The sequence below is a fragment of the Cupriavidus sp. Agwp_2 genome, from assembly GCF_040784895.1.
In the GTDB taxonomy this organism is placed as follows: domain Bacteria; phylum Pseudomonadota; class Gammaproteobacteria; order Burkholderiales; family Burkholderiaceae; genus Cupriavidus.
Genome location: NZ_CP088083.1, coordinates 3,681,374 through 3,708,020 on the forward strand (window position 1 = coordinate 3,681,374; position 26,647 = coordinate 3,708,020).

23 protein-coding genes are annotated in these 26,647 nt (G+C 64.9%); 2 read left to right on the forward strand and 21 right to left on the reverse strand.

What is annotated here, in order from left to right; genetic code table 11:
* Window positions 1-10: 10 nt before the first annotated feature.
* The 8 genes from atpB to LPA45_RS17305 all read right to left on the reverse strand — a co-directional run bounded on the left by atpB (window position 11) and on the right by LPA45_RS17305 (window position 8,509).
* Entirely contained in the window at window positions 11-877 is an 867-nt protein-coding gene (gene atpB / locus LPA45_RS17270) for a F0F1 ATP synthase subunit A (RefSeq protein ID WP_116320015.1), read from the reverse strand.
* 243 nt (window positions 878-1,120) lie between these two features.
* Window positions 1,121-1,624, reverse strand: a complete 504-nt coding sequence (locus tag LPA45_RS17275; protein ID WP_367394669.1) for an ATP synthase subunit I — start codon at window positions 1,622-1,624, stop codon at window positions 1,121-1,123.
* Window positions 1,625-1,945: 321 nt separating this feature from the next.
* A complete protein-coding gene (locus tag LPA45_RS17280; RefSeq protein WP_317923440.1) occupies window positions 1,946-2,860 on the reverse strand; it encodes a ParB/RepB/Spo0J family partition protein in 915 nt (304 codons plus the stop codon).
* 20 nt (window positions 2,861-2,880) lie between these two features.
* Window positions 2,881-3,654, reverse strand: coding sequence for a ParA family protein (locus tag LPA45_RS17285; RefSeq protein WP_116320018.1), 774 nt, complete (start codon window positions 3,652-3,654; stop codon window positions 2,881-2,883).
* 85 nt (window positions 3,655-3,739) lie between these two features.
* Window positions 3,740-4,441 carry a 16S rRNA (guanine(527)-N(7))-methyltransferase RsmG gene (rsmG, locus tag LPA45_RS17290; RefSeq protein ID WP_199414600.1) on the reverse strand — a complete coding sequence of 234 codons (702 nt, stop codon included), beginning with the start codon at window positions 4,439-4,441 and terminating at the stop codon, window positions 3,740-3,742.
* A 21-nt stretch (window positions 4,442-4,462) separates the two neighbouring features.
* Window positions 4,463-6,421: a tRNA uridine-5-carboxymethylaminomethyl(34) synthesis enzyme MnmG gene (mnmG, locus tag LPA45_RS17295; protein ID WP_367394670.1), complete on the reverse strand. Its 1,959-nt coding sequence runs from the start codon at window positions 6,419-6,421 to the stop codon at window positions 4,463-4,465.
* Window positions 6,422-6,640: 219 nt separating this feature from the next.
* Window positions 6,641-7,510, reverse strand: a complete 870-nt coding sequence (locus LPA45_RS17300; protein WP_367394671.1) for an N-formylglutamate amidohydrolase — start codon at window positions 7,508-7,510, stop codon at window positions 6,641-6,643.
* Between the two features lie 3 nt (window positions 7,511-7,513).
* On the reverse strand, window positions 7,514-8,509 hold the full coding sequence (locus LPA45_RS17305; protein ID WP_367394672.1) for a tripartite tricarboxylate transporter substrate binding protein BugE: 996 nt from the start codon (window positions 8,507-8,509) through the stop codon (window positions 7,514-7,516).
* Window positions 8,510-8,691: 182 nt separating this feature from the next.
* Between LPA45_RS17305 and LPA45_RS17310 the strand changes: the two genes are divergently transcribed.
* A complete protein-coding gene (locus LPA45_RS17310) occupies window positions 8,692-9,636 on the forward strand; it encodes a LysR substrate-binding domain-containing protein (protein WP_367394673.1) in 945 nt (314 codons plus the stop codon).
* 248 nt (window positions 9,637-9,884) lie between these two features.
* Here the strand turns inward: LPA45_RS17310 and LPA45_RS17315 are convergent, their stop codons facing one another.
* The 13 genes from LPA45_RS17315 to LPA45_RS17375 all read right to left on the reverse strand — a co-directional run bounded on the left by LPA45_RS17315 (window position 9,885) and on the right by LPA45_RS17375 (window position 25,576).
* On the reverse strand, window positions 9,885-10,628 hold the full coding sequence (locus tag LPA45_RS17315; protein WP_116320024.1) for an ABC transporter ATP-binding protein: 744 nt from the start codon (window positions 10,626-10,628) through the stop codon (window positions 9,885-9,887).
* Between the two features lie 21 nt (window positions 10,629-10,649).
* A complete protein-coding gene (locus LPA45_RS17320) occupies window positions 10,650-12,491 on the reverse strand; it encodes an ATP-binding cassette domain-containing protein (protein ID WP_116320025.1) in 1,842 nt (613 codons plus the stop codon).
* Window positions 12,492-12,494: 3 nt separating this feature from the next.
* Window positions 12,495-13,547 carry a branched-chain amino acid ABC transporter permease gene (locus LPA45_RS17325; protein ID WP_116320026.1) on the reverse strand — a complete coding sequence of 351 codons (1,053 nt, stop codon included), beginning with the start codon at window positions 13,545-13,547 and terminating at the stop codon, window positions 12,495-12,497.
* 217 nt (window positions 13,548-13,764) lie between these two features.
* The gene (locus LPA45_RS17330) at window positions 13,765-14,913 is read right to left on the reverse strand and encodes an ABC transporter substrate-binding protein (RefSeq protein ID WP_367394674.1); all 1,149 of its coding nucleotides are present in this window, start codon (window positions 14,911-14,913) and stop codon (window positions 13,765-13,767) included.
* Window positions 14,914-15,223: 310 nt separating this feature from the next.
* Complete coding sequence (locus LPA45_RS17335; protein ID WP_367395029.1) at window positions 15,224-15,982, reverse strand: TSUP family transporter; 759 nt, start codon at window positions 15,980-15,982, stop codon at window positions 15,224-15,226.
* 61 nt (window positions 15,983-16,043) lie between these two features.
* On the reverse strand, window positions 16,044-16,598 hold the full coding sequence (locus LPA45_RS17340) for a hypothetical protein (protein WP_317923427.1): 555 nt from the start codon (window positions 16,596-16,598) through the stop codon (window positions 16,044-16,046).
* A gap of 339 nt (window positions 16,599-16,937) precedes the next feature.
* Complete coding sequence (locus tag LPA45_RS17345) at window positions 16,938-17,984, reverse strand: branched-chain amino acid ABC transporter permease (RefSeq protein WP_233528155.1); 1,047 nt, start codon at window positions 17,982-17,984, stop codon at window positions 16,938-16,940.
* Window positions 17,984-18,868, reverse strand: coding sequence for a branched-chain amino acid ABC transporter permease (locus tag LPA45_RS17350; RefSeq protein ID WP_133097865.1), 885 nt, complete (start codon window positions 18,866-18,868; stop codon window positions 17,984-17,986). The genes LPA45_RS17345 and LPA45_RS17350 overlap by 1 nt, the downstream gene beginning before the upstream one ends.
* Before the next feature lie 218 nt (window positions 18,869-19,086).
* Window positions 19,087-20,295, reverse strand: a complete 1,209-nt coding sequence (locus tag LPA45_RS17355) for an ABC transporter substrate-binding protein (RefSeq protein WP_116320030.1) — start codon at window positions 20,293-20,295, stop codon at window positions 19,087-19,089.
* 88 nt (window positions 20,296-20,383) lie between these two features.
* A complete protein-coding gene (locus tag LPA45_RS17360; RefSeq protein WP_116320031.1) occupies window positions 20,384-21,115 on the reverse strand; it encodes an ABC transporter ATP-binding protein in 732 nt (243 codons plus the stop codon).
* Window positions 21,116-21,130: 15 nt separating this feature from the next.
* Entirely contained in the window at window positions 21,131-21,907 is a 777-nt protein-coding gene (locus tag LPA45_RS17365) for an ABC transporter ATP-binding protein (RefSeq protein ID WP_116320032.1), read from the reverse strand.
* A 368-nt stretch (window positions 21,908-22,275) separates the two neighbouring features.
* Entirely contained in the window at window positions 22,276-23,940 is a 1,665-nt protein-coding gene (locus LPA45_RS17370; protein ID WP_367395030.1) for a GMC family oxidoreductase, read from the reverse strand.
* Between the two features lie 67 nt (window positions 23,941-24,007).
* A complete protein-coding gene (locus LPA45_RS17375) occupies window positions 24,008-25,576 on the reverse strand; it encodes a CoA-acylating methylmalonate-semialdehyde dehydrogenase (protein ID WP_376790649.1) in 1,569 nt (522 codons plus the stop codon).
* A 183-nt stretch (window positions 25,577-25,759) separates the two neighbouring features.
* Between LPA45_RS17375 and LPA45_RS17380 the strand changes: the two genes are divergently transcribed.
* Window positions 25,760-26,647 carry a LysR family transcriptional regulator gene (locus LPA45_RS17380; protein WP_317922958.1) on the forward strand — a complete coding sequence of 296 codons (888 nt, stop codon included), beginning with the start codon at window positions 25,760-25,762 and terminating at the stop codon, window positions 26,645-26,647.

Genomic DNA, 26,647 nt, shown 5'->3' on the forward strand with positions numbered 1-26,647 from the left:
CCTGCAGCGATCAGTGGTGATCGTGAGCCTGGCCGATGTACACCAGCGTCAGCATCATGAAAATGAAGGCCTGGAGCAGAACGATCAGGATGTGGAAGATCGCCCATACCGTACCGGCGACCACGTGGCCGACAAAGCCCAGCGCGGACAGGTCGGCACTGAACGTCCAGATCGAACCCAGCAGCGCGATCAGCAGGAACACGAGTTCGCCGGCGTACATGTTGCCGAACAACCGCATGCCGAGCGAAACGGCCTTGGCCAGGAATTCGATAAGGTTCAGGATCAGGTTGAACGGGGCCAGGTACCACTTGGCGCCGAACGGGGCCGAGAACAGTTCGTGCATGAAGCCGCCCGTGCCCTTGATCTTGAAGCTGTAGTAGATCATCAGGACCAACACCGAGCACGACATGCCCAGCGTGCCGTTCAGGTCGGCCGTGGCCACTGCGCGGTGGTGGGGCAGGTGAATGTGGAAGACGCCCAGCAGGCTGTTCAGGCCGGTGACCCAGTCGACCGGAATCAGGTCGATTGCGTTCATCATGGTGATCCAGCAGAACACCATCAACGCCAGCGGAGCGATCCACGAGCGGTCGCCGTGAATGATTCCCTTGGCCTGGTCGTCGACCATCTCGACGATCATCTCCACGAAAGCCTGGAAGCGACCCGGTACGCCGGCGGTAACGCGGCGCGCAGCCATATACAGGAACAGCACGGCGAGGGCGCCGCACAGGACCGACCAGAACACCGTGTCATAGTTGATCACGGAGAAATCGACCACCGACGACTGCTTGCCGCCGACCGAGTTCAGGTTCTGCAAGTGTTCGGCGATATAGCCGGAGGGTGTCAGCACGTGTTCCGCGCTTTGGGTAGCATCTGCCATTGTCGAATAGAACGGTATATTGCGAAATCTTCGGGCCGCGCGCCGCTACTACTGTGCAGCACCCGGTACGCGTCTTGCATTGCCTTCGGCGGATTCGCCGGTCACCGCGATGCAAGCGGGCTTCAAACCTTGACCGTGTCCGGTGTCACCGCTGTGAAACCACAGTGAAACCGCCACGGAAACATCTTGATATTCCGTTTCGGTGCCCCACCTCCGGATGAAGCACCTGTGTTGTGCAGCGGCCTAGCGCATCGCGAGGGCCACCACCCAGTAAGTCTTGAGCGCCAGCAGGAACGTGACCAGCATCGGTACCCAACGCAGATCCCGGTACAGCACCACCACAAGCACCAGCATGGCCACGGTGGCAAACACCTTGATCGCCTCGCCGAGGACCAGTCCGCCGACCGATGCACGATCCCGCGCCACCCACAGCCGGAACGCGAAGAATCCGCTCGGCACGAAGCACACCATGCCGCCGAACAACGCCGACCAGCCATACGGCCCCGCCTCTTTCCCGAACAACGCCCAGCACAATGCCGACAGCAGGGAAACGATCACCTGCGCCAGGACAACCTTGCCCGGGGTCATGCGCGAAGGACGCAGCGCGTTTTCGCCAAACAGCTTCACCGCATCGGCATGCGACAGCGGATCGACAGCTTCCTCTTCACGGTCTGCGCCTTCTTTCCAGTCGTCCCAGTCATCTTCCTGACGGGAACCGGCGCCGCGCTGCTGACGGTCTCGAACCACTACCTGCCTGCCTCATTTCAGGCCGGAACTTATCGGCCCGACCAGAATTCAAACCGCACGATTTTAAGGGGAACTACTGATTCGCGTCAATCTGCTTACAGTTACCTTGCAGTGCGTTGCGCACAACGGTTGCCATCACGATTGCATGATGGCTTTACAAAAATTGCGCGGCAATGATGTTTGACGTAATTGGATTGCGCAGCGGAAGCCGCGCATGATGATGGATTACCGGGTACGGCTCACGTATACCGGTAATCGGGCCGGCCACTGCTGCATCGATGCAACAGTCATCCCTGCAATGGCCGGTTATCGCCCGCTTTTTCAGGCTGCCTGTTGCCCTTCGCGCGATTCGCGCAGCCGCGCGAGCACGCCTTCGAGCGCATCGTTGTTGCTGAAGTGAATGGTGAGCTGGCCCTTGCCACGCGTGCCCAGCTTGATCTGCACGGACAGCCCCAGCGCATCCGACAACTCTTCTTCCAGCCGCGCCACGTCGCGGATATTGTTGACGCCCTTCTGCTTGAGCGACTTCAGGTCGAACGGCTTGAGCGTGGACGCCACCAGCTTTTCGGTCTCGCGCACCGACAGCCGTTTGTTGACGACCTGGTTCGCCAGCGTGATCTGGTTGGCGCCATCGACGGCGAGCAGCGCGCGCGCGTGGCCCATGTCGAGGTCGCCCGCCATCAGCATGGTCTGCACCGGCGCCGCCAGGTTCAGCAGGCGCAGCAGGTTGGACACCGCGCTGCGCGAGCGGCCCACCGACTCGGCTGCCTGCTCGTGTGTAAACTTGAACTCGCGGATCAGCCGCATGATGCCCTGTGCTTCTTCCAGCGGGTTCAGGTCTTCGCGCTGGATGTTCTCGATCAGCGCCATCGCGGCCGCGGCGTCGTCGGCCACGTCCTTGACCAGCACCGGCACCTTGTCGAGGCCAGCGATCTTCGACGCACGGTAGCGGCGCTCGCCGGCAATGATCTCGTAGCGATCCGGCTCGGCCACGCGCCGCACCAGGATCGGCTGCATCAGGCCCTGCGCGCGGATGCTCGCGGCAAGCTCCTGCAGCGCGCCTTCGTCCATGCGCGTACGCGGCTGGTACTTGCCCGGCTGCAACTGGTCGACGTGCAACACACTGGGCGCGCCCTCCTGCTTCGCAGTCTCGACGATCTCGGCGGGACCGCCCAGCAACGCTTCCAGGCCGCGGCCCAGGCCCTTCTTCTTTGCCGGCGTCTTTGCGGTACTCATGGTCGATGGCTCCTTCAGCTTCAGCCCAGCTGCCTGACGCGCGCGATCATCTCGGCGCCAAAGTCCAGGTACGCCTTGGCGCCCTTGGATGACGGGTCGAACGCCACGCCCGGCATGCCATAGGACGGTGCCTCGGCCAGGCGCACGTTACGCGGGATCAGGGTCTTGAACACCTTGTCACCGAAGTGCGATTCAAGCTGCGCCGACACCTGCTGCTGCAGCGTGACGCGCGGGTCGAACATCACGCGCAGCAGGCCGATCACCTTGAGCTCGCGGTTCAGGTTGGCGTGCACCTGCTTGATGGTGTTGACCAGGTCGGACAGCCCTTCGAGCGCGAAGTACTCGCACTGCATCGGCACGATCACGCCATGCGCCGCGCACAGCCCGTTCAGCGTCAGCAGCGACAGCGACGGCGGGCAGTCGATCAGCACGAAGTCGTACTCGCCGTCGACTTCGTCGATGGCCTGCTTGAGCCTGCGCTCGCGGTGATCGAGTTCGACCAGTTCGACTTCGGCACCGGCCAGCTCGCGATTGGCCGGCAGCACGTCGTACCTGCCAGTCTCCGATTTCTGGCGCGCCTGCGGGATGCTGGCCATGCCAACCAGCACCTGGTACACGCTGTGCTCCAGCGCCTGCTTGTCGATGCCCGAACCCATCGAGGCATTGCCCTGCGGATCCAGGTCGACCAGCAGCACCCGCTGACCCTGCGCGGCCAGGCCGGCGGCGAGGTTCACCGTGGTGGTGGTCTTGCCCACCCCGCCCTTCTGGTTTGCAATCACGAATACCTTGGCCATATGTTCCTGAGGCTCCTGCTTCAAATCATCCGGCCAGCCTCATGGCCGGCAGTTCGCGGTTCTGCTTGCAGCGCCGCGGCGTAAGTCATGCATGCGCGCCTGCGCGCCGCGACAGCACTACCAGGTGGCGCTCGGCGTCCAGTCCCGGCACCGTTAGGCGCGGTACATCATCGACTTGCCACTGTGTCATCAGTCCTGCCGCCTCCATCCGGTCGAGCTCGGCCTGTGGATAAACGCCCTTCATGGCGATCAGCTTGCCGTGCGGCGCGAGCAGCTGACCCGACAGGTTCACGAAATCGGTCAGTTCGGCAAAGGCGCGCGACGTGATCACGGCAAAGCCGTCCGCGTCGTCCAGCTTCTCCACCGGGCCCCAGTGCGCCGCGGCGTTGGCCAGCCCAAGCTGGGCGCGGCATTGGGTCAGGAAGGCGGTCTTCTTCTGCACGATGTCGACCATCAGCACCGATACGTCGGGGCACGAGATCGCCAGCGGCAGCCCGGGCATGCCGCCGCCCGAGCCAACGTCCAGCACCCTGCCCCGCGCGGGCGTACCTACCTCTGCAGAGCGCGCGGCCGTGGCCAGCGCGGGCACTGCGGCGAGCGAATCCAGCATGTGATGCGTGAGCATCTCGTCAGGATGACGGATCGCGGTCAGGTTATAGACGCCGTTCCATTTGCGCAGCAGCGCGAGATAGTCGAACAGCTTGTCGATCTGCGCCGGTGCCAGTGCCAGCCCGAGCTCGGCGAGACCGCCCTCGAGGCGACGACGCTGCGTGGCGTCGTCCGTCATGGTGTGTCGAGCGCCCGCCACTCAGGCCGCCTCTTCCGAGGTGCCACCAGTGGCAGCCGACTCGGCGCGGGTGCGGCCGAGCCCCTTCTTCTTCAGGTGTACCAGCAGCAAGGAGATTGCCGCCGGAGTCACGCCCGAGATGCGCGACGCCTGGCCCAGCGTTTCCGGACGGTGCTGGTTCAGCTTCTGGCTGACTTCAAAGCCCAGCCCGCGTACCTCGGTGTAGTCCAGGTTCTCTGGCAGGCGGGTCGATTCATTGGCTTCCAGCTTTTCGACCTCGGCCGCCTGGCGGGCGATATAGCCGTGGTACTTGATGCCGATCTCGATCTGCTCACGGATCTGGTCGGCCAGCATGGAGTCTGCGTCGAGCGGTGCTTCGGGCGCATGGCGCCCACCCTGCAACGCCATCAGCGCCTCATAGCGGACTTCCGGCCGGCGCAGCAAGTCGGCCAGGCTGTACTCGCGCTCGATCGGCTTGCCCAGCAGCGGCACGGCGTCTTCCGGTGGCAGCATGCCCGGGTTCACCCACGTGCACTTCAGGCGCTCTGTTTCACGTGAAACAGTGTCGCGCTTGCGGTTGAAGGCATCCCAGCGTGCGTCGTCCACGACACCCAGTTCACGGCCAATCTCCGTCAGCCGCATGTCGGCGTTGTCCTCGCGCAGGCTCAGGCGGAATTCGGCGCGGCTCGTGAACATGCGGTACGGCTCAGTCACGCCGCGTGTGATCAGGTCGTCGACCAGCACACCCAGGTAGGCCTGGTCACGGCGCGGCGTCCAGGCGTCGCGCTCGCGCACATAGCAGCCAGCGTTGATACCGGCCAGCAGGCCCTGCGCCGCCGCTTCTTCATAGCCGGTGGTGCCATTGATCTGGCCCGCAAAGAACAAGCCGCGGATAGCCTTGCTCTCGAGCGACGCCTTCAGCCCGCGCGGGTCGAAATAGTCGTATTCGATCGCATAACCCGGGCGCAGGATATGCGCGTTCTCCAGGCCGCGGATCGAATGCACCAGCTCCAGCTGCACGTCGAACGGCAGGCTGGTCGAGATCCCGTTCGGGTAGAACTCGTTGGTGGTCAGTCCTTCCGGTTCCAGGAAAATCTGGTGGCTTTCCTTGCTGGCAAAGCGATGGATCTTGTCCTCGATGCTCGGACAGTAGCGCGGCCCTACCCCTTCGATCACACCGGTGTACATCGGCGAACGATCGAGACCACCGCGGATGATGTCGTGTGTACGGCTGTTGGTATGGGTAATCCAGCAAGGCAGCTGCTGCGGATGGTGCTCTGGACGGCCCAGGAAGGAAAACACCGGCACCGGATCCAGGTCGCCAGGCTGCTCTTCCATCACCGAGAAATCGATGGTGCGGCCGTCGATGCGCGGCGGCGTGCCGGTCTTCAGGCGGCCCTGCGGCAGGTTCAGCTCTTTCAGGCGCGCCGACAGCGATACCGCCGCCGGATCACCGGCGCGGCCACCAGTGTAGTTGTCCAGGCCGACGTGGATCTTGCCGTCCAGGAAGGTGCCCGCGGTCAGCACCACGGCCCGTCCGCGGAAGGCAATACCGACCTGCGTCATGGCGCCAACGACCCGGTCGCCCTCGACCATCAGGTCGTCCACCGCCTGCTGGAACAGCATCAGGTTCGGCTGGTTTTCCAGACGGGTGCGAATCGCCTTGCGGTACAGCACACGATCGGCCTGCGCGCGCGTGGCGCGCACCGCCGGTCCCTTGCTGGAGTTGAGGATGCGGAACTGGATGCCGGCCTCATCCGTGGCGGCAGCCATGGCGCCGCCCATCGCATCCACTTCCTTGACCAGGTGTCCCTTGCCGATGCCGCCGATGGACGGATTGCAGCTCATCTGGCCCAGCGTCTCGATGTTGTGGGTCAGCAGCAGCGTCTGGCAGCCCATGCGGGCGGCCGCGAGTGCAGCTTCAGCGCCGGCATGACCACCACCGACGACGATGACATCGAATTCTTTTGGGTAAAGCATGGGACACCTCCTCCGGGAGGCTGCGGAACAAACGGGAATGCGAAATTATAGCGGCAATCGACTGGCCGCTTTTCGGCACATGCCATGTTTCACGTGAAACATGGCGCCGGCGATACCCGTGCGTGGCCGACAAGCGACGTTCCGTGTCCTCCGATGTTCCACGTGAAACAAAAAGGCCGGGCACTAGGCCCGGCCAATGTTTCACGTGGAACAAGCTGCTCAGAGGCTGGCGCGGATATACGCTGCCACCTGCGCCGTCAGCTTGCCAAGGTTGCACTGCAAGGTATCGAACCCGGCATTCCGCTCCCGCGTCGTCTCGTCCATATAGAGCGGGCGGCGGATCTCGATCTGCAGGCTGCTGCGCCGCTCGGCGGGCCGCCCAATCTGGGCGATCAACTGCACCCCTTTGTAAGGGTCGTTGCGCGCCACCGTGTAGCCCATGCCACGCAATTCGCGCTCGACCAGATCGACCAGCCCCGGCTCGCAGGTGGTGCCGTCCCGGTCTCCCAGTACGAAGTCCGCCAGCGGGTGCGGGCTGTCAATCTTCAGGCGCTCGTAGGCGTTGTTCGGCATCGAGTGCAGGTTCAGGTGCCAGACCGCGCCAAAGCGCCGGTAAGCGCCCTCCACGGCCTCGGCAAGCGCCGCATGGTACGGGCGGTAATAGCGGTCCAGGCGAGCCTGCACCTCCGTCACCTGAAGCCGGCGATCATAGATCGGCGTGCTCGCATCGATCCGGCTCCAGACCAGACCGTAGCCCAGGCTGGTCTTCGGTCCCGGCGCCAGCGCCGTGGGCCAGGCGCCGTCCAGCTGAGCCGGGTCGATATCGTCTGCCATCCGGTTCGGGTCGATGTATACCCGGGGGAACGTCGCCGCCAGCAGCGTGCCGCCGACGGCCGGCACCGCTGCCCACAGCGCATCGACGTGAGTGTCTTCACCGCCGCGCAGCCGCGCCGCCGGGATCGCCGCACCGAAATCCGCGGGGTACACAGTGCCGCTATGCGGCGAGTCGCACACCAGCGGCAGCGCCTCCCCTTCCGGCAGCCGCACGATCACCGGCGGCAACGCGCCCTGGTTGTTCGCTTCAGCCATGCCTCAATCCAGCTTGATCTCGGCCGCCTTGGCCACACGGGCATAGCGGGCCATCGCTTGCTGGATCTGGGCCTTGAACTGCTCCGGCGTGGTCGGCACCAGCGTGCCGCCCGACTCTTCCACCTTGCGCTTGAACTCGGGGTTCAGCATTGCCTTGTGGATAGCCTGGTTCAGCCTGGTGATGATCGCCGGTGGCGTTCCGGCCGGGGCGACGATACCGAACCAGCCGCCCTCGCCCATGTCCTTGAAGCCCAGCTCGGCATACGTCGGCACGTTCGGCAGCTGAGCCGAACGCGACGCGCCCAGCACCGCCAGCGCGCGCAGCTTGCCCGATTTCACGTGGGGCAGCGTCGACGACAGGTTGTCGGTGATGGCATTGACCTGCCCTGCCACGGCGTCATTCAGCGCCAGGCCCGCGCCCTTGTATGGCACGTGCAGCAGGTCGATCTTGGCCAGCATCATGAAGTTCTCGATGTTGACGTGACCCAGCGAGCCGGCGCCCGGCGAGGCAAAGCTGTACTTGCCCGGGTTGGCCCTGGCCAGCGCGATGAACTCCTGCATGGTCTTGGCCGGCACGCTTGGATGCACGGCGAACACGCTGGGAATGGCAACCACGTTGGTCACCGGGGCAAAATCCTTGATCGGGTCGTACTTCAGCCTCGGGTACACAGCCGGGTTGGAGCCGTGCGTGCTGACCGTGGCCATGCCGATGGTGTAGCCGTCCGGCGCGGCGCCGGCCACTTGCTCCATGCCCAACGAACCGCCGGCGCCGCCCTTGTTCTCGACCACGATGGACTGCCCCAGCTCGCGGCCGGCAAATTCGGCCACCAGGCGCGCCGACAGGTCGGTCGAGCCCCCTGCGGCAAACGGCACGATCAAACGAATCGGGCGCGTCGGATAGTTGGCCTGCGCGCAGGCGTTGCCGGCGAACACCATCGTCGCGGCGGCTGCGGCGCCCGACAGCATCAGCTGGCGGCGCGTCATCGTGGCTCGGTTCATAAGGCTCTTTCTCCTGTTGTTTTATCGAGGGAACCGAACGAGTGTCGGGCGTTTACCGGCTGCGCACAAACGACTATATTGCACGTTTGCATTACCAAAGCTCATCCTGCAGACGCCCCGGAACACACCTCGGCGCACCGCAGGTCTGCCCCTCCCCTCTCTCCTGCGTTGTACCCTGCGCCATGCGGCTGCGTTCCCCGTCGATGTCCGAGTTGCATGCCTTTGCCGCCGCGGCAAAGCTGGGCAGCTTTACCCGTGCCGCGGAAACGTTGTGCGTCACCCAGGGCGCGATCAGCCGCGCGATCGCCAGGCTGGAGGAACACTTCGGCCAGCCGCTGCTCCAGCGCAACGCACATCGGCTGGTATTGACCGATGCCGGCCGACGGTTGCTTGATGCCGTGACTGAGCCGCTGGCCGCGATCGAAAACGCCAGCGCTGCACTGCTGGCCGGCGACCGGCGTCATCGCCTTACGCTGTCAGTCGTGCCGACATTGGCGAGCGTGTGGCTGGTGCCGCGCCTGCCTGACTTCCATCGGCGCCATCCGGAAATCCACCTCGACTTCGTTCCCTATCAAAGAGATGAGGATCTCTCGGGAGCCACCCCCGATGCGGCTATCCTGGCGGGCGAAGCGGGCAAGTGGCCGGGCCTGCAGGCAGACTACGTGATCGGTCGTGAAATGGTGCCCGTCTGCCATCCGGACCGCGCCCGCGCGCGCCGTGAGGCGGGCCGCTGGCAAGCACCGGGGGAGCTGCTGCAGGAGCCCCTGCTCTATCACACCTCGGCGCCGGCCAACTGGCAGAACTGGCTGCGGGCAGCCGGCGTACCCGGTGCTGCGCCGATGTTATCCACAGCGTTCGACCAGGTGTCGATCCTGATCCAGGCTGTACGCGCCGACATGGGGGTCGCGGTATTGCAGCGATGCCTCGTGAGAGACGAAATTGCTTCGGGACGTGTTTTTGCGCCGTTTGATTTGCCGATTTCGCTACAGCGAGGCTATTTCTTGTGCGCTCCGCGGGAACGGCGAGACCATCCGGCGTTAAACCGGTTCCGCGAGTGGCTGTTGGAAACCGCGAAGCAGGAAGCCATCAGAGACAGCGAAAACATTCTCACGATTGCTGATCAATAGAGAATTCTACGTAAAAAATCCATCATGCGAATAACAATGCATATCTAATCCACACAATAGATTTAAACTACGAAAACTTTCGACGCCTCATTCTTTCTACGAATGAAACCGTACCCAACCCTGCGCATGTCTGCCCCACACCAAAAAACGGGCCTCCAAAACCACTTATCCCCAAAGTTATTCACACGAGAAATGAAAAAGGGCCCGCCTAAGCGAGCCCTCATTCATCTGGCTATCATCCTTATGGATTAGGCTGCCCTTTTTGCCAATCCAAGATAGGTTTCGATCACCTTTGGATTGGCCGCCAGATCTGCTGCAGGCCCTTCCATCGACATGTCCCCAGTCTCGATCACATAGCCATAGTCGGCCACCTGCAGCGCCGCACGGGCGTTCTGCTCGATCAGCAGCGTGGCCACGCCGGTCTGGCGCAGGTTGCTGATGATGTGGAAGATCTCCTTGACGATCAGCGGCGCCAGCCCGAGGCTGGGTTCGTCCAGCATCAGCAGCTGCGGCTTGGCCATCAGCGCGCGCCCCACCGCCAGCATCTGGCGCTCGCCGCCCGACAGCGTGCCGGCATCCTGGCGCGCACGCTCGCGCAGACGCGGGAACAGGTCGTAGACCACATCCATCTGGTCCAGGAAATTCTTCTCGCCGGCGCGCTTGCGGCGGAACGCGCCCAGCAGCAGGTTGTCCTCCACCGTCATCGACGCGAACAGCTCGCGCTTCTCCGGCACCAGGCACATGCCGCGCGCGACGCGGCCCTCGACGGGGATACCGGCCATGTCGTGACCGAGATAGCTGACCGAACCGCTCGCCGAGCCGTTGACCGGCAGCGCACCCATGATCGCATTGAGCATCGTGGACTTGCCGGCGCCGTTCGGTCCGATTACCGTGACGATCTTGCCGGCTTCCACCTTCAGGTTGGCGCCGTGCACCGCTTCCACCTTGCCGTAGCGGACGTGGAGGTCCTTCACTTCCAGAATCAGGCTCATGTCGCTTTCTCTGTCGCTCCGTTACTCCACGCCGCCGAGATAGGCTTCCAGCACCGCGGGGTCCTTCTGCACTTCCTCGGGCACGCCCTCGGCGATACGCGTGCCGAATTCCATCACCACCAGCCGGTCGGTCAGGTTCATCACGAAGTCCATGTCGTGCTCGACCAGCAGCACGCTCATGCCCTCGCCCTTGAGCTTGCGCAGCAGGTCGGCCAGCGCCTGCTTCTCCTTGTAGCGCAGGCCCGCCGCCGGCTCGTCGAGCAGCAGCAGCGCGGGGTCGCAGCACAGGGCGCGGGCGATTTCCAGGATGCGCTGCTGGCCCAGCGCCAGGCTGCCCGCTTCCATGTACATGCAGTCGGCCAGGCCTACGCGTTCCAGTTGCCGCTTCGCCTCGAACAGCAGCTTCTCTTCCTCGACCTTGTTCATGCGCAGGATCGCCGCCGAGACGCCGCCTTGCGCGCGGAAGTCGCCGCGCAGGTGTGCGCCGATGGCAACGTTCTCCAGCACCGTCATGGTCGGCAGCAGGTGCACATGCTGGAAGGTGCGGCCAATGCCACGCTTGACGATCTCGCGCGACGGCAGGCCGGAGATCACCTCGCCCCGATAGCGCACCTCGCCACGCGTGACCGGCAGCACGCCCGTCACCAGGTTGAAGGTGGTGGACTTGCCCGCACCGTTCGGGCCGATCAGGCCGATGATCTCCCCGGCACGCACCTGGAAGCTGACATCGTTGACCGCGACCAGCCCGCCGAACTCCTTGCGCGCCGCGCACACGTCTAGGATCAGTTCGCCGGCCTCGGGCTTCTGGCGTACGACCAGGGCCTCGGCTTGCGCCGGTGCCAGGACCGCGGGACCCGACGGAAACAGCCGGCGCAGGAACGGCCAGATGCCATCGCGCGCGTATTGCAGCAACAGCACCAGCAGCACGCCAAAGACGATGATCTCGAAATTGCCGTTGGCCCCGAGCAGCTTCGGCAGCACGCCCTGCAGCACGTCCTTCAGGATGGTCAGGATGCCGGCGCCGAGCACCGCGCCCCACACGTGGCCAACGCCGCCGACCACCGCCATGAACAGGTACTCGATGCCGTAGTTCAGGCCGAACGGCGTCGGGTTCACCGCGCGCTGCAGGTGCGCATAGAGGAAGCCCGACACGCACGCGAGGATTGCCGCGACGACGAAGATCACCACTTTCATCCACGCGGTATTGACGCCCATCGCCTCTGCCATCACCCCGCCACCCTTGAGCGCACGGATGGCGCGGCCCGGGCGCGAGTTCAGCAGGTTCTGCATCGCCAGCACGGCCAGCAGCACCACCGCCCAGATCAGGTAGAACATCGAGCGGCCCGACTGCAGCTCGATACCGAAGAACGACAGCACCGGGATGCCGTTGATGCCGTCATACTTGCCCAGGAACTCCAGGTTGCCGAACACAAAGAACAGCGACAGGCCCCACGCAATCGTCGCCAGCGGCAGGTAGTGCCCGGACATGCGCATGGTGATCAACCCGATCACATAGGCCGAGGCCACCGTGATCACCAGTCCCACCAGCAGCCCGAACCACGGCGACAGTCCGAACTGCGTGGTCAGGTACGCGGTGCTGTACGCACCCAGCCCCACGAAGGCCGCCTGCCCGAACGACGTCATGCCGCCCACGCCGGTCAGCAGCACCAGGCCGATCGCGACGATGCTGTACAGCCCGATGTAGTTGCCCAGCGTGATCCAGAATTCCGGCGTCGGCAGCACCGGCAGCAGCGCCAGCACCACGATGAAGGCGAGCACCAGCAACCGGTTCCGGTTCAGCCGCGCGCGGCTGCCCGCCGCGGCACCGGCCACGGCCGCCTGTTTGTCGGTCAGCATGGTCATGGCTTATTCCTCCTCCTCGACATGCTTGCTCGTCAGCGAGCGCCACAGCAGCACCGGAATGATCAGTGTGAAGACGATGACCTCCTTGAACGCGCTGGCCCAGAAGGACGAATAGGATTCGAGCAGGCCCACCAGCAGCGCACCGAGCGCCGCGACCGGATAGCTCACCAGCCCGCCGACGATCGCGCCGACAAAGCCTTTCAGGCCGACCAGGAAGCCCGACTCGTAGTAGACCGTGGTCAGCGGCGCGATCAGGACGCCGCACAGCGCGCCCATTGCCGCGGCCAGCGTGAACGACAGCCGTCCCGCCTGCGTCGTGCCGATGCCGACCAGGCGCGCGCCCAGCCGGTTCACCGCGGTCGCGCGCAACGCCTTGCCCTGCAGCGTGCGCTCGAAGTAAAAGTACAGCGCCCCAATCAGCAGCGCCGACACGCCCACCACCCACAGGCTCTGGCCCGAGACGCTGAGCGCGCCCACTTCAAAGCGCGCATCCGAGAACGCCGTGGTGCGCGAGCCTTCGGCGCCGAACATCACCAGCCCCAGCCCCACCAGCGCAAAGTGCACGCCGACCGAGACGATCAGCAGCACCAGCGTGCTGGCCTCGGCCAGCGGCTGGTAGGCCAGCCGGTACAGCATTGGCCCGAGCGGGATGATCACCAGCAGCGTCAGCGCGATCTGCGCCAGCATGGGCAGCGGCTGCGCGCCGTACTGCTGCACCAGCCAGTGCACCGCCAGCGGGAACGCCAGGTACTTGCCGGCCAGCACCGCCAGCCGCTGCCCCAGCGTGCGCCGCAGTTCGGCGCTGCGCAGCACGGTCACGGTTTCATAGATGAAGGTCAGCGCACCCATGGCCAGCAGCAGCCAGCTGGTCTGCGGCGCATGCCCGGCCTGCATCGCCGCCAGCGTCAGCGCGCCGTAGGCAACGAACTCCCCTTGCGGGATGAAGATGACGCGCGTCACCGAGAACACCAGCACCAGGGCCAGTGCCAGCAGCGCGTAGATCGCGCCCGAGGTGATGCCGTCCTGCGCCAGGATGGCGGCGATAGATAGGTCCATTGTCTCCCCGTATCGTTGAAATACCTGCCTGCTTCGAAGGGGGCCGACAGGGCGCTGCGCGCGGTGGGATTTACGAAATGGTAAACGGGTTGCCCATTGCAGAAATACTCGGCAACCCTAGGTATTGCGGTGCGGCAGAAAAAAAGGCGCATGGGATGACCATGCGCCCTGTTTCACATCCCTGCGTCACCGTCACTCCGTCATGTCGTGCAGCGACTTACTTCAGCAGCTTCCACTTGCCGTCAACGATCTGCACCATCACGCGTGCGCGCTGGTCGAAGCCGAGGTGGTCGGTAGTGCTCATGTTCATGATGCCATGCGACACCGGCAGGTTCCTGGTCTGCTCCATGGCGTCGCGCAGCGCCTTGCGGAATTCCTTGGTGCCGGGCTGGCCCTTCTTGAGCGCCTCGGGGATGGCGTGCTGCAGGATCAGGCCGGCATCCCAGGCATGGCCACCGAAGGTCGAGACCTGGCCGCCGAAGGCTTTCTCATAGGCCGTCTTGTAGGCCATGGCCGGCTTCTTCACCGGGTTGCTGTCGGGCAGTTGCTCGGCCACCAGCAGCGGCCCGGCCGGCAGGAACGTACCTTCGCAATCCTTGCCGCAGACACGCAGGAAGTCGGCGTTGGCGACACCGTGGGTCTGGTAGACCTTGCCCTTGAAGCCGCGCTCCTTGAGCGCCTTGGCCGGCAGCGCCGCGGGCGTACCCGAGCCTGCGATCAGCACGGCGTCGGCGTTGGCGCTCATCATCTTCAGCACCTGGCCGGTCACCGAGGTGTCGGTGCGGGCAAAGCGCTCATTGGCGACGACCTTGATCTTGCGCATCTCCGCCACCTTGGCGAACTCCTGCGCCCAGCTGTCGCCATAGGCATCCGCGAAGCCGATGAACGCCACCGTCTTCACGTTGTTGTTGCCCATGTGCTCGGCAATGGCGGTGGCCATGTGCGAATCGTTCTGCGGCGTCTTGAAGATCCAGGCGCGCTTGGCATCCATCGGTTCGATGATGCGGGCCGAGGCGGCCATGGTGATCATCGGCGTATCGTTCTCGGCGACCACATCGACCATCGCCAGCGAGTTCGGCGTCACGGTGGAGCCAACCACCACGTCAACCTTGTCTTCGCTGATCAGCTTGCGGGTGTTCTTGACCGCGGTGGTAGTGTCGGAAGCGTCGTCCAGGACGATGTACTCGATCTTCTTGCCCGCAACTTCCTTCGGCATCAGCGTGAAGGTGTTCTTCTCCGGAATACCCAGCGATGCCGCCGGACCCGTTGCCGACACCGTGACCCCGACCTTGACCTGTGCCTGGGCGGCGCCGGCAGCCAGGCAGGCCGCCGCGATTGCCAGCAAGCTGGCGCGCTTGAAATCCATCTTGTCTCCTTCGGTTCCTGAAACGGAAAGGCATCCGTCCGGCGTCCACCGGCGGATGCCCCTTTTTGTCGACCCCTCGGGCCTGACGCAGGCACATCGCCGGCACCTGCGCAACTGCCAGGAACGATGTCACACCGTTCCCCATTTCCCGTCCACGCCGAGAACCGATCGCCGCTGGCGAACCGGCCCTTTCCCCCGGAATTGGCGCTTCTGTCATTCGCCGACCGTGCGGTCGGGAATGCCGATCGAGTCTATCACAGCGACTTGTCGCGAAAAGCAGGATTAACCCGCATCGCACATACGCTGGCGCTCAGCGGGCAAAGGCATCCCAGGCCGTCTTCAGGATCAGCGCGCTCACCACCACGATAAAGACCTTGCGCACGAACGCGCTGCCATGGCGCAGCGCCAGCCGGCTCCCCACCTGGCTGCCGGCGACGTTGGCCACCGCCATCACCAGCCCCAGCTGCCACCAGATATGGCCCTTGCTGGCAAGCAGCAGCAACGCCGCCAGGTTGGTCGCAAGGTTGACCAGCTTGGTCGACGCCGCGGCGTGCAGGAAGTCATAGCCGAACACGCGCACGAACACGATCATCAGGAAGCTGCCGGTGCCGGGGCCGAACACGCCGTCGTAGAAGCCCAGCACTGCGCCGGCGAGCAATGCCGCGAACCGTTCGCGACCGCCTTTCAGCGTCGGCGCATGCTCGGCGCCGAGGTCCTTCTTTGCCAGCGTATACGCCAGCAGCGCCACCAGGATGAACGGCAGCGCCTTGCGCATCGGCTCCGCCGGGATCCTGGTCAGCGCCCATGCGCCGGCCATCGAGAAGACAAAGGCCGCAACCACCGCCGGCGCGGTCGCGCCCCAGTAGATGCGCACGCTACGGCCATAGCGCAGCGCGGCGTTGGCGGTGCCGGCGATCGAGCCTAGCTTGTTGGTCCCTAGCAGCGTTGCCGGCGCCATGCCGGGATAGGCAGAGAACAGCGCCGGAATCTGGACCAGGCCGCCGCCGCCGGCGACCGCGTCGATCATGCCGGCGAGAAAGGCGGCAACCGCCAGTAATGCGAACTCCATCATTGCAGGAACGGGAAAGGAAAAACGGGAGGAGGAAAAGGCGAGGCGCGTCGGCCGCGGCTCAGCCGAGCACCTTGGCCGCCGGCACCAGGCTGCGCAGCCACATGCCGCTGGCATGCGGGGCAAAGCCGGGCGGCGCGCCACCGTGGGCGCCGGGCAGCGCAGGGGCAAGCAGTGCGTGGCGGATGCCATGGGCACGCCCCCAGTCGGCCAGCGTGTCGCAGCTGGCGTTCAGGCAGGCGCGGGCCGTGTCGGCATTGAGCCCGGGGCGTACCCACCACTCCGTGGCCAGGGCGGCCAGACCGGCCAGCTCAAGGCTTGGCACCAGCGCCACCGGCAGGCAGGCCAGCACATTGTCCGGCGCAACGCCGTGGACTAGCAGGCAGATACCGCGCCCGGACTGCGCCAGCAGTTCGTCCAGCATCAGCCGTCGCGCGCGGGCCGCGGGCACCGGCAGCGGCTGCACCGCAGCCAGCCAGGCGTCCAGCATGGCGCCGTCGGCACTCTGGCCGGCGCGTACCCACAGCTGCGCTGTGGGCCATTGCGGCGTGGCGTCGGGACGACCCGAGCCGTCCGGAAGCGGCGGATCTTGGGAATCGGGGGGATTGGCTGGCATGACGGGCAACGGAAAGCGCCCGCATTGTCGCATGCGGCGGGGATCGGAGTGATGCAGATCCGGCATGGATGCCCCAAAATGAGGCGAATACGGCACAGATGGAAGGCTGAGGGCTCGCACCCGTTGGCGAAGCCCCAATGAAAAAAGCGTTGCCGAGGATCACCCGGCAACGCCCTTTATTTTATAACGCTGCTACCCGACACCGGGTGCGCGCCTGTCGTCTCCTCGCTTCCGCCTCCATTTAACCTGCGAAAACCGTATATGGAATGTAACGAAGCGGTGCATCGAGGACAAGCTAGAAAAAACCCTAGCCCCAGATTCGGGCATGTCGCCCCACGATCACTCGTGCTTGCGGCCGAACCGGGCCAGCAGTTCGCCCATGATGCCGCGGCGGAAGGTCAGCACGCAGATCACGAAGATCACCCCGGTCACCATCGTCACCGACTCGCCCAGCGTGTTGAACCACTGCAGGCCGGTGGCCGAGGCCAGGAAGCTGCCGATGTCGCCCAGCTTGTTCTCCAGCGCCACGATCACGAAGGCGCCGACGATCGGGCCGGACAAGGTGCCCAGGCCGCCGACCAGCGTCATCAGGATCACCGAGCCCGACATCGACCAGTGCACGTCGGTCAGCGTCTCGAAGCCCAGCACCAGCGCCTTGATCGAACCGGCCAGCCCCGACAGCGCCGCCGACAGCACGAAGGCCGTCAGCTTGAAGCGGTCGACATCGTAGCCCAGCGAGATCGCACGCGGCTCGTTCTCCTTGATTGCCTTCAGGATCTGGCCGAACGGCGAGTGCACCGTGCGCACGATCAGCGCGAAGGCCGCGACCATGATCACCAGCGCCACGTAGTACAGCGTCAGGTCACTGGACAGCGGCAGCACGCCGAACAGCTTGCCGCGCGGAATGCCCTGCAGCCCGTCCTCGCCGCCGGTGAACGGCGCCTGCAGGCAGATAAAGAACAGCATCTGCGCCAGCGCCAGCGTGATCATCGAGAAGTAGATGCCCTGGCGGCGGATCGCCAGCGAACCGACCACGTAGCCGATCAGCGCGCCGGTGCCCGTGCCCAGGAGCAGCCCGATCTCCGGCGTCACGCCCCAGGCCTTCATGGCATGGCCGGCCGCGTAGCCGGCACCGCCGAAGAAAGCCGCATGGCCGAACGACAGCAGCCCGGTATAGCCGATCAGCAGGTTGAACGCGCAGGCAAACAGCGCGAAGCACAGCACCTTGAGCACGAATACCGGATAGGCACCCGCCAGCGGCGCGGCGATCAGCGCCAGCAGCAGCAATCCGTACAACAGTTTCTTCTGCACGCCCTGTCCCTTTCCTGCCTGGCCCGCGTTGGCAGCCACCGCGGGCTGCGTCGATGATGTGGTTGGTGCGCTCATCACTTCTCCTTCCCGAACAGCCCGGCCGGGCGCAGCAGCAGCACGATCACCATGATGAAGAACACCACGGTCGACGATGCTTCAGGATAGAACACCTTGGTCAGGCCTTCGACCACGCCCAGCCCGAGGCCGGTCAGGATCGAGCCCATGATCGAGCCCATGCCGCCGATCACCACCACCGCGAACACGATGATGATCAGGTTCTGCCCCATCAGCGGCGAGATCTGGATCACCGGCGCGGCCAGCACCCCCGCAAACGCCGCCAGCGCCACGCCGAAGCCGTAGGTCAGCGTCACCATCAGCGGCACGTTGACACCAAAGGCCTCGACCATCTTGGGGTTCTCGGTGCCGGCGCGCAGGTAGGCGCCCAGCTTGGTCTTCTCGATCACATACCAGGTGGCAAAGCACACCACCAGCGACGCCACCACGACCCAGGCGCGGTAGTTCGGCAGGATCATGAAGCCCAGGTCGGTCGCGCCCTGCAGCGCGTCAGGCGTCTGGTACGGCAGGCCCGACACGCCGTAGATCGAGCGGAAGATGCCCTCGATCACCAGCGTGATGCCCAGCGTCAGCAGCAGGCCGTAGATGTGGTCGAGCTTGTAGATCCAGCGCAGCATGGTCTTCTCGATCACCACCCCGATGGCGGCAACGACCAGCGGCGACAGCAGCAGCATGATCCAGTAGTTGAGCCCGGCGTACTCCATCCCCATCCAGGCCAGCACCGCACCGAGCATGAAGAGCGCACCGTGCGCGAAATTGATGACGTTGAGCAGGCCGAAGATGACCGCCAGGCCCAGGCTCAGCATCGCATAGAAGGCGCCGTTCACCAGCCCCAGCAACAGCTGGGAAAGCATGGCAGGCAGGGGAATTCCGAAGATGTCCATGAGCGTCAATTGCTGGTGGTGACTCCCCTCCCCCGCGCGTGGGAGAGGGGTTGGGGGAGAGGGCCGGCGCGCAAGGGGCTACGAATTCCAGCACTGGCGCGGGCGCGCTTCACGCGCGGCACTTGTGCCGGCATCGCTCCTGGCGTCGCCTGCCCTCTCCCCCTGCCCCTCTCCCGCCAGCGGGAGAGGGGAGCAAACCGTCGCGGTCCCGCCGACGGTTACTTCTTCAACATCGCGCACTTCGACTCGGCCACCGTCGTGAACGCCTGGTCGCCCGGGATGGTCGCCACCACCTTCATGTAATCCCACGGCTTCTTCGACTCGGCCGCGGTCTTCACCTGCATCAGGTACATGTCGTGGATGCCACGGCCGTCCTGGCGGATATAGCCCTTGGTGTAGATGTCGTTGATCTTCATCTTCTTCAGCTCGGCCATGACCTTGTCCGGATCGTCGGTCTTGGCTGCTTCCACCGCCTTCAGGTAGGTGCTGGCCGCCGAATAATCCGCCGCCTGCAGGCTGCTCGGCATCTTCTTCATCTTGCCGAAGAAGCGGTTGGCGAACTTGCGGGAGTCGTCGTTCATGTCCCAGTACCAGCTGTCGGTCATCAGCAGGCCTTCGGTGTTCTTCAGGCCCAGGCTGTGGATGTCATTGATGAACATCAGCAGGCCGGCGATCTTCATCGACTTGGTAATGCCGAATTCCTTGGCCGCCTTGATCGCGTTGATGGTGTCGCCGCCGGCGTTGGCCAGGCCCAGGATCTGTGCCTTGGACGACTGCGCCTGCAGCAGGAACGACGAGAAGTCGGACGCCGACAGCGGATGGCGCACCTGCCCCGCCACCGTGCCGCCGTTGGCCTTCACCACCGCCGCGGTATCGCTTTCCAGCGAGTGGCCGAAGGCGTAGTCGGCGGTCAGGAAGAACCACGACTTGCCGCCCTGCTTGACCACCGCGCTGCCGGTGCCCTTGGCCAGCGCCACCGTGTCATAGGCGTAGTGCACCGTGTACGGCGAGCACTCTTCGTTGGTCAGGCGCGCGGTGCCGGCACCGATGTTGATGTAGACGCGCTTCTTCTCCGAAGCGACCTTGTTCATCGCCAGCGCGGTGCCCGAGTTGGTGCCGCCCAGCAGCATGTCCAGGCCCTGCTGGTCCATCCATTCGCGCGCCTTGGAGGCGGCGATGTCGGCCTTGTTCTGGTGGTCGGCGGAAACGATCTCGATGGGCTTGCCCAGCACCTTGCCGCCGCGGTCCTCGATTGCCATCTTGATGGCTTCCAGGCCGCCGGGGCCGTCGATGTCGGCATACAGGCCCGACATGTCGGTGATATAGCCGATCTTGACGGTGTCGCCCGATACCTGCGCGGCGGCGCCGAACGAAACCGCACCCATGGCAATAGCCGCCATCGCGGCCGCGAGCCGAGTCTTTTTCATCTCTTTGTCTCCTGATTTGCGGCGGCGATGCGCCACCCGTTCCTGCCAAACAGCAATCAACGATCCGGGTATCGGTCAGATCCCGGGATCAGACCCCGAGCAATTCATGCAGCACCGGCATCTTTGCCTGCAGCTCGCTGGCATCGAAGCGTTCGACGATGCTGCCGTGCTCCATCACGTAGAAGCGATCGGCCAGCGGTGCGGCGAAGCGGAAGTTCTGCTCCACCATCACCACCGTGTACCCCTTCTGCCTGAGCATCCGGATCATGCGCGCCAGCGCCTGCACGATCACCGGTGCCAGCCCTTCCGAGATCTCGTCGAGCAGCAGCAGGTTGGCGCCGGTGCGCAGGATGCGCCCCACCGCCAGCATCTGCTGCTCGCCGCCCGACAGGCGCGTGCCCTGGCTCTGGCGGCGCTCCTTCAGGTTGGGGAACATGTCGTAGATCTCGGCCTCGCTCATGCCTGCGGTCTTCTCACCACGCTCGCCCTTGAGCTGCGGCGGCAGCAGCAGGTTCTCCTCGCATGACAGGCTGGAGAAGATCGCGCGCTCTTCCGGGCAATAGCCGATGCCGTAGTGCGCGATCTTGTGCGTGGGCAGGCCGATGGTCTCGTTGCCGTTGACCTTGATCGAGCCCTTGCGCGCGCCGGTCAGTCCCATGATCGCGCGCAGCGTGGTGGTGCGGCCGGCGCCATTGCGGCCCAGCAGCGTCACCACTTCGCCGCGGTTCACGGTGAGGTCGACGCCGTGCAGGATGTGCGATTCGCCGTACCAGGCCTGCAGGCCCTTGATTTCGAGGGCGGGAGTGTTGTTCGTGCTCATTGTTGGTTCCCCCGCTCAGTGCGCGCCCTGCAGCTCGGCATCGGCCGTGCCCATATAGGCTTCCATTACGCGCGGGTCCTTCGACACCTCGGCGTACGGCCCCTCGGCCAGGATCGCGCCACGCTGCAGCACGGTGATCTTGTCGGCGATCGACGAGACCACGCTCATGTTGTGCTCCACCATCAAGATTGTGCGGCCGGCGGAAACCTTCTTGATCAGCTGCGTGACGCGGTCCACGTCCTCGTGGCCCATGCCCTGCGTGGGCTCGTCGAGCAGCATCAGCTCGGGCTCCATCGCCAGCGTGGTGGCGATCTCCAGCGCGCGCTTGCGCCCGTACGGCAGGTTCACCGTCAGCGTGTGCGCGAACTCGGTCAGGCCGACCTGCTCGAGCAGCTCCATGGCGCGCCCGTTGAGCACATCGAGCGAACGCTCGCTGCGCCAGAACTGGTACGCGGTGCCAAGCTGGCGCTGCAGCCCGATGCGCACGTTTTCCATCACCGTCAGGTGCGGGAACACCGCCGAGATCTGGAAGGATCGGATCACGCCACGGCGCGCGATCTGCGCAGGCTTCTCGCGGGTGATGTCGATGCCGTTGAATACGATGGTGCCGGTAGTCGGCTCGAGGAACTTGGTGAGCAGGTTGAAGCAAGTGGTCTTGCCTGCGCCGTTGGGTCCGATCAATGCGTGGATCGATCCGCGCCGCACCCGCAAGTTGACGTCGCTCACCGCGGTGAACCCCTTGAACTCCTTGGTGAGGTTCCGCGTTTCCAGGATGGTTTCCTGCTGATTCATGTCTCCTGCCCGCCCTTCGTTGTACGCCGGGTGATGCCCGGCACTGACTGATGGTCCGAACCGGCCTGTAGGCCCTGTGCCGCGTCCGTCAGTCACGTCCGTGGTGGCGGCGTGCTGCGGAGTCTTTGTTATGGCTTTGCGGGGCGGCTCCCGCGGGAGATTGGTGGCCCGCACAATGTGGCGCCAGCGCACTCTCCGAGGCGTCTATTGTGTGCGCCTGTTGCATCGCAAAACATCGGGGTTTGCACTATGAAACATGAACCAAGTGTCAGTTTTTTTGCAAGCGCACATGTTCAGCAAACGCCACCTGGCGCCCGCGCGCATTGCCACTCCGATTTCCCATGCTGCGCCACCTGCGCATAGTGCCTTCAGGCGCTTTCCGCCGCGGCCAGTGGCGCGCGCGCCAACACTTCCCCTGCCGCCGCGCCGCGCCGGCGGTCCTCGCGGATCATGTCGCTGGCGCGTTCGGCAATCATGATCGTCGGCGAGTTGGTATTGCCCGAGGTGATCAGCGGCATCACCGAGGCATCGACCACGCGCAGGCCCTCTACGCCGAACACCCGCAGCCGGCTGTCGACCACCGCCATGCCATCGTCGCTGCGCCCCATCTTGCAGGTGCCGACCGGATGGAAGATGGTGGTGCCGATGCTGCCGGCGGCTTCGGCCAGTTCTTCGTCGGTCTGGAATGCGGGGCCTGGCAGGTATTCCTCTGGCTGGTACGGTGCCAGCGCAGGCGACGCCACGATGCGGCGCGTCAGCCGCAGCGAATCGGCGGCGACACGCCGGTCTTCGTCCGTCGACAGGTAGTTGGGCGCGATCACCGGCGCGTCGCGGAAATCGGCGCTGCGCGCATGCACGCTGCCGCGCGACGTCGGCCGCAGGTTGCAGGCGCTGGCGGTGAAGGCATTGAACGCGTGCAGCGGATCGCCGAACTTGTCCAGCGACAGGGGCTGCACGTGGTATTCCACATTGGGCCGCGCCTGCGAGGGATCCGAGCGCGCGAACGCGCCCAGCTGCGACGGCGCCATGCTCATCGGCCCGCTCTGGTTGAAGGCGTACTCGACGCCGATGCACAGCTTGCCCCACAGGCTGGCAGCCCGCGTATTAAGTGTGCGCACGCCATTGACCTTGACCACGGTGCGCAGCTGCAGGTGGTCCTGCAGGTTTTCGCCCACGCCAGGCAAGGCGTGGCGCACGTCGATGCCGAGTTCGCGCAGCCGTTCCGGCTGGCCGATGCCGGACAGCTCCAGCAACTGCGGCGTATTGACCGCGCCGGCGGAGAGGATGACTTCATGCCGCGCTGCCGCGGCATGCGGCTGCCCGCCGCCGACGTATTGCACGCCGGTGCAGCGGCGCCCGTCAAAGGTGAGTGCGCTGACTTGCGCGCCGGTGACGATGGTCAGGTTCGGACGCTCCGATGCGCGGCGCAGGAAGGCCTTGGCCGTGTTCCAGCGGATGCCGCGGCGCTGGTTTACTTCGAAGTAGCCGACGCCGAAGTTGTCGCCTTGATTGAAGTCGTCGGTACGCGGGATGCCAGCCTGTTCCGCGGCATCGGCAAAGCGCTCCAGGATGTCCCAGCGCAGTCGCTGCGCTTCCACGCGCCACTCGCCGTGGGCGCCATGGAATTCGCTTGGGCCGCGGTGGTGGTCTTCACAGCGTTTGAACAGCGGGAGCACGTTGTCCCATTTCCAGCCGTCGTCGCCGGACAGGCTTGCCCAGTCGTCGTAGTCTTCGCGCTGGCCGCGCATGTAGATCATGCCGTTGATGGACGAGCATCCGCCCAATACGCGGCCGCGCGGGTAGCCAAGGGAGCGGCCGTTCAGGCCGGCCTCCGCTTCCGTGCGGTAGAGCCAGTCCGTGCGTGGGTTGCCGATGCAGTACAGGTAGCCGACCGGGATATGGATCCAGTGGTAGTCGTCTTTGCCGCCTGCTTCCAGGAGCAGGACGTTGACGTCCGGGTCCTGGGTCAGGCGGTTTGCCAGGACACAGCCGGCAGAGCCGGCGCCAACGATGATGTAGTCGAATGTCTCCATGGCTTTCTTGGTTTGCATTTGTTTGTGTATGGCCAGCCGCCGCGCAACATGAAAATCAAACCACCTCTTACTTGGCCACCGGCATCGTAAACTCCGCCCCCTTGGCAATGGAATCCGGCCACCGCTGCATCACACTCTTGTAGCGCGTATAGAACCGCACGCCTTCTTCGCCGTAGGCATGATGGTCGCCAAACAGCGAACGCTTCCATCCACCAAATGAATGCCAGGCCATAGGAACAGGGATGGGAACATTAATCCCAACCATACCTATCTGTATTTGCCGGGCAAACGCCCGCGCAATCCCCCCGTCGCTGGTGTAGCAGGACACGCCGTTGCCAAACTCATGCGCATTGATCAGCGCAACCGCGTGGGCAAAGTCTTCCACGCGCACCACCGACAGCACCGGCCCGAAGATCTCTTCCTTGTAGATGGTCATGTCGGGCGTGACGTGATCGAACAGCGTGCCGCCGACATAGAAGCCGTTCTCGTGCCCCTCGACCTTGTGTCCCCGCCCGTCGGTCACCAGCGTCGCGCCCTCTTCCACGCCCTTGGCGATATAGCCTTCGACCTTGGCCTTGTGCGCCCCGGTCACCAGCGGACCCATTTCGGCGTCGGACTCCATGCCGTTACGGATCTTCAGGGAGCGCGCCCGCTCCGCCAGCCGCGGCACCAGCCTGTCAGCGACATCGCCCACGGCCACGGCCACCGAGATCGCCATGCAGCGCTCGCCCGCCGAGCCGTAGGCCGCACCGATCAGCGCATCGACGGCTTGATCCAGATCCGCGTCAGGCATCACCACCAGGTGGTTTTTGGCCCCGCCCAGCGCCTGCACCCGCTTGCCGTGCTTCGTGCCTTCCGTATAGATGTACTCGGCAATTGGCGTCGACCCAACGAACGACAACGCCTGCACATCCGGATGCGCCAGCAGCGCATCGACCGCTTCCTTGTCCCCCTGCACGACGTTGAACACGCCATCAGGCAAGCCAGCCTGGCGCAGCAGATCGGCGATCAGCAAGCTCGGCGACGGATCCCGCTCAGACGGCTTCAGCACGAACGTATTGCCGCAAGCCAGCGCCACCGGGAACATCCACATCGGCACCATCACCGGGAAGTTGAACGGCGTGATCCCCGCCACCACGCCCAGCGGCTGGCGCAGGTTCCAGTTGTCGATGCCGCCGCCAACGTTGTCGGTGAAATCGGTCTTCAGCAGGTTGGGGATGCCGCAGGCAAACTCCACCACCTCGATGCCGCGCGTGACTTCACCCTTGGCATCGGAGAACACCTTGCCATGCTCGCGCGTGATCAGCGCGGCCAGGTCATCGTGGTGCTGGTCGAGCAGTTCCTTGAACTTGAACAGGATGCGCGCGCGGCGCAACGGCGGGGTCTCGGACCATGCCGGAAACGCGGCCTTGGCGGCGGCGACCGCATCGGAGACATCCTGCACGGTGCCAAGCGCCACGCGCGCGGCAACTTCGCCGATCGCAGGGTTAAAGATATCGGCCAGGCGTTGCGACGCGCCACGCGTCTGCCGGCCTCCGATGAAATGTCCAACGGTAGTTTGCACAGCGCTGGCTTCTGCAAGGATGTCTTCCACTTCCACTCCTGCTTGATACTGGATATCGAGGATCGGCCGCATCATCATTGCGCGCGGTAATAACATCGCCGCAACGTCGTCTGCCGCGCATGGCGCAGCAGGCCTGATGAGCGCAAGCTTGGTGCAGTTGCACCGCCTCGTCCAATGATTTATCGTCAAACGCAATATAAGCGGCGCTAAATATTGCGCCGCACCACTCGCGTCATCGAACCGCCCCCCTTTGCCTTGGACCTCCACCATCTGCGTGCATTCGTCGCCGTCGCCCGCGAAGGCAACCTCACCCGCGCCGCGCAACGTCTGCACCTGACCCAGCCCGCGGTCAGCCTGCAGCTCAAAGCGCTGCAGTCCGCGTGGCGCATCAAGCTGTTTGAACGCACCGCCGCCGGCCTGACGCTGACTGCGGACGGCACCGCGCTCCTGCCGCTGGCCGAACGCATCCTCGACGGCGTGGGCGACCTGCAGCACACCGTCAATGCGATGCACCACACCGTGCGCGGGCGCCTGGCGATCGGTACCATCCTCGACCCGGAATTCACGCGGCTGGGGCCAATGCTGCGCACGCTGGTCGAGCGCCATCCGCAGATCGGCACGGAACTGCGCCATGGCATGTCGGGCTGGGTGCTGCAGCAGGTACGCAGCGGCGCGCTCGACGTCGGCTTCTACCTGGGCCAGCCGCCCGACGCGAGCTTCCGTGCGCTCACGCTCACGCCCTTCTCTTACTACGTGGTGGCGCCCAAGGGCTGGAAGGAGCGCACCGCCCTGCGCTCATGGGCCCAGCTGGCGACACTGCCGTGGATCTGGACGCCGCCCGAATCGGCGCACAACCGCCTGCTGTGCGAGCGCTTCGCGCAGGCGGGCGTCGACGCGGCCGGCGTACCCAAGGTGGCACACGTGGATCAGGAAGCGTCGATGCTGGATTTGGTCCGTTCCGGCGTGGGACTGTCGCTGGTGCGCGATTCGATTGCGCTGCGCGAGTCGCATGCGCACGGACTGGTGATCGTCGAGGGCATGTCAGTGCAGACCGAGCTGACGCTGGTATGCCTGGCGACGCGCCGCGACGACCCGGTGGTGGCCGCGGTGTTCGGCGTGGCGGAGTCGGTGTTCCGGACCTAG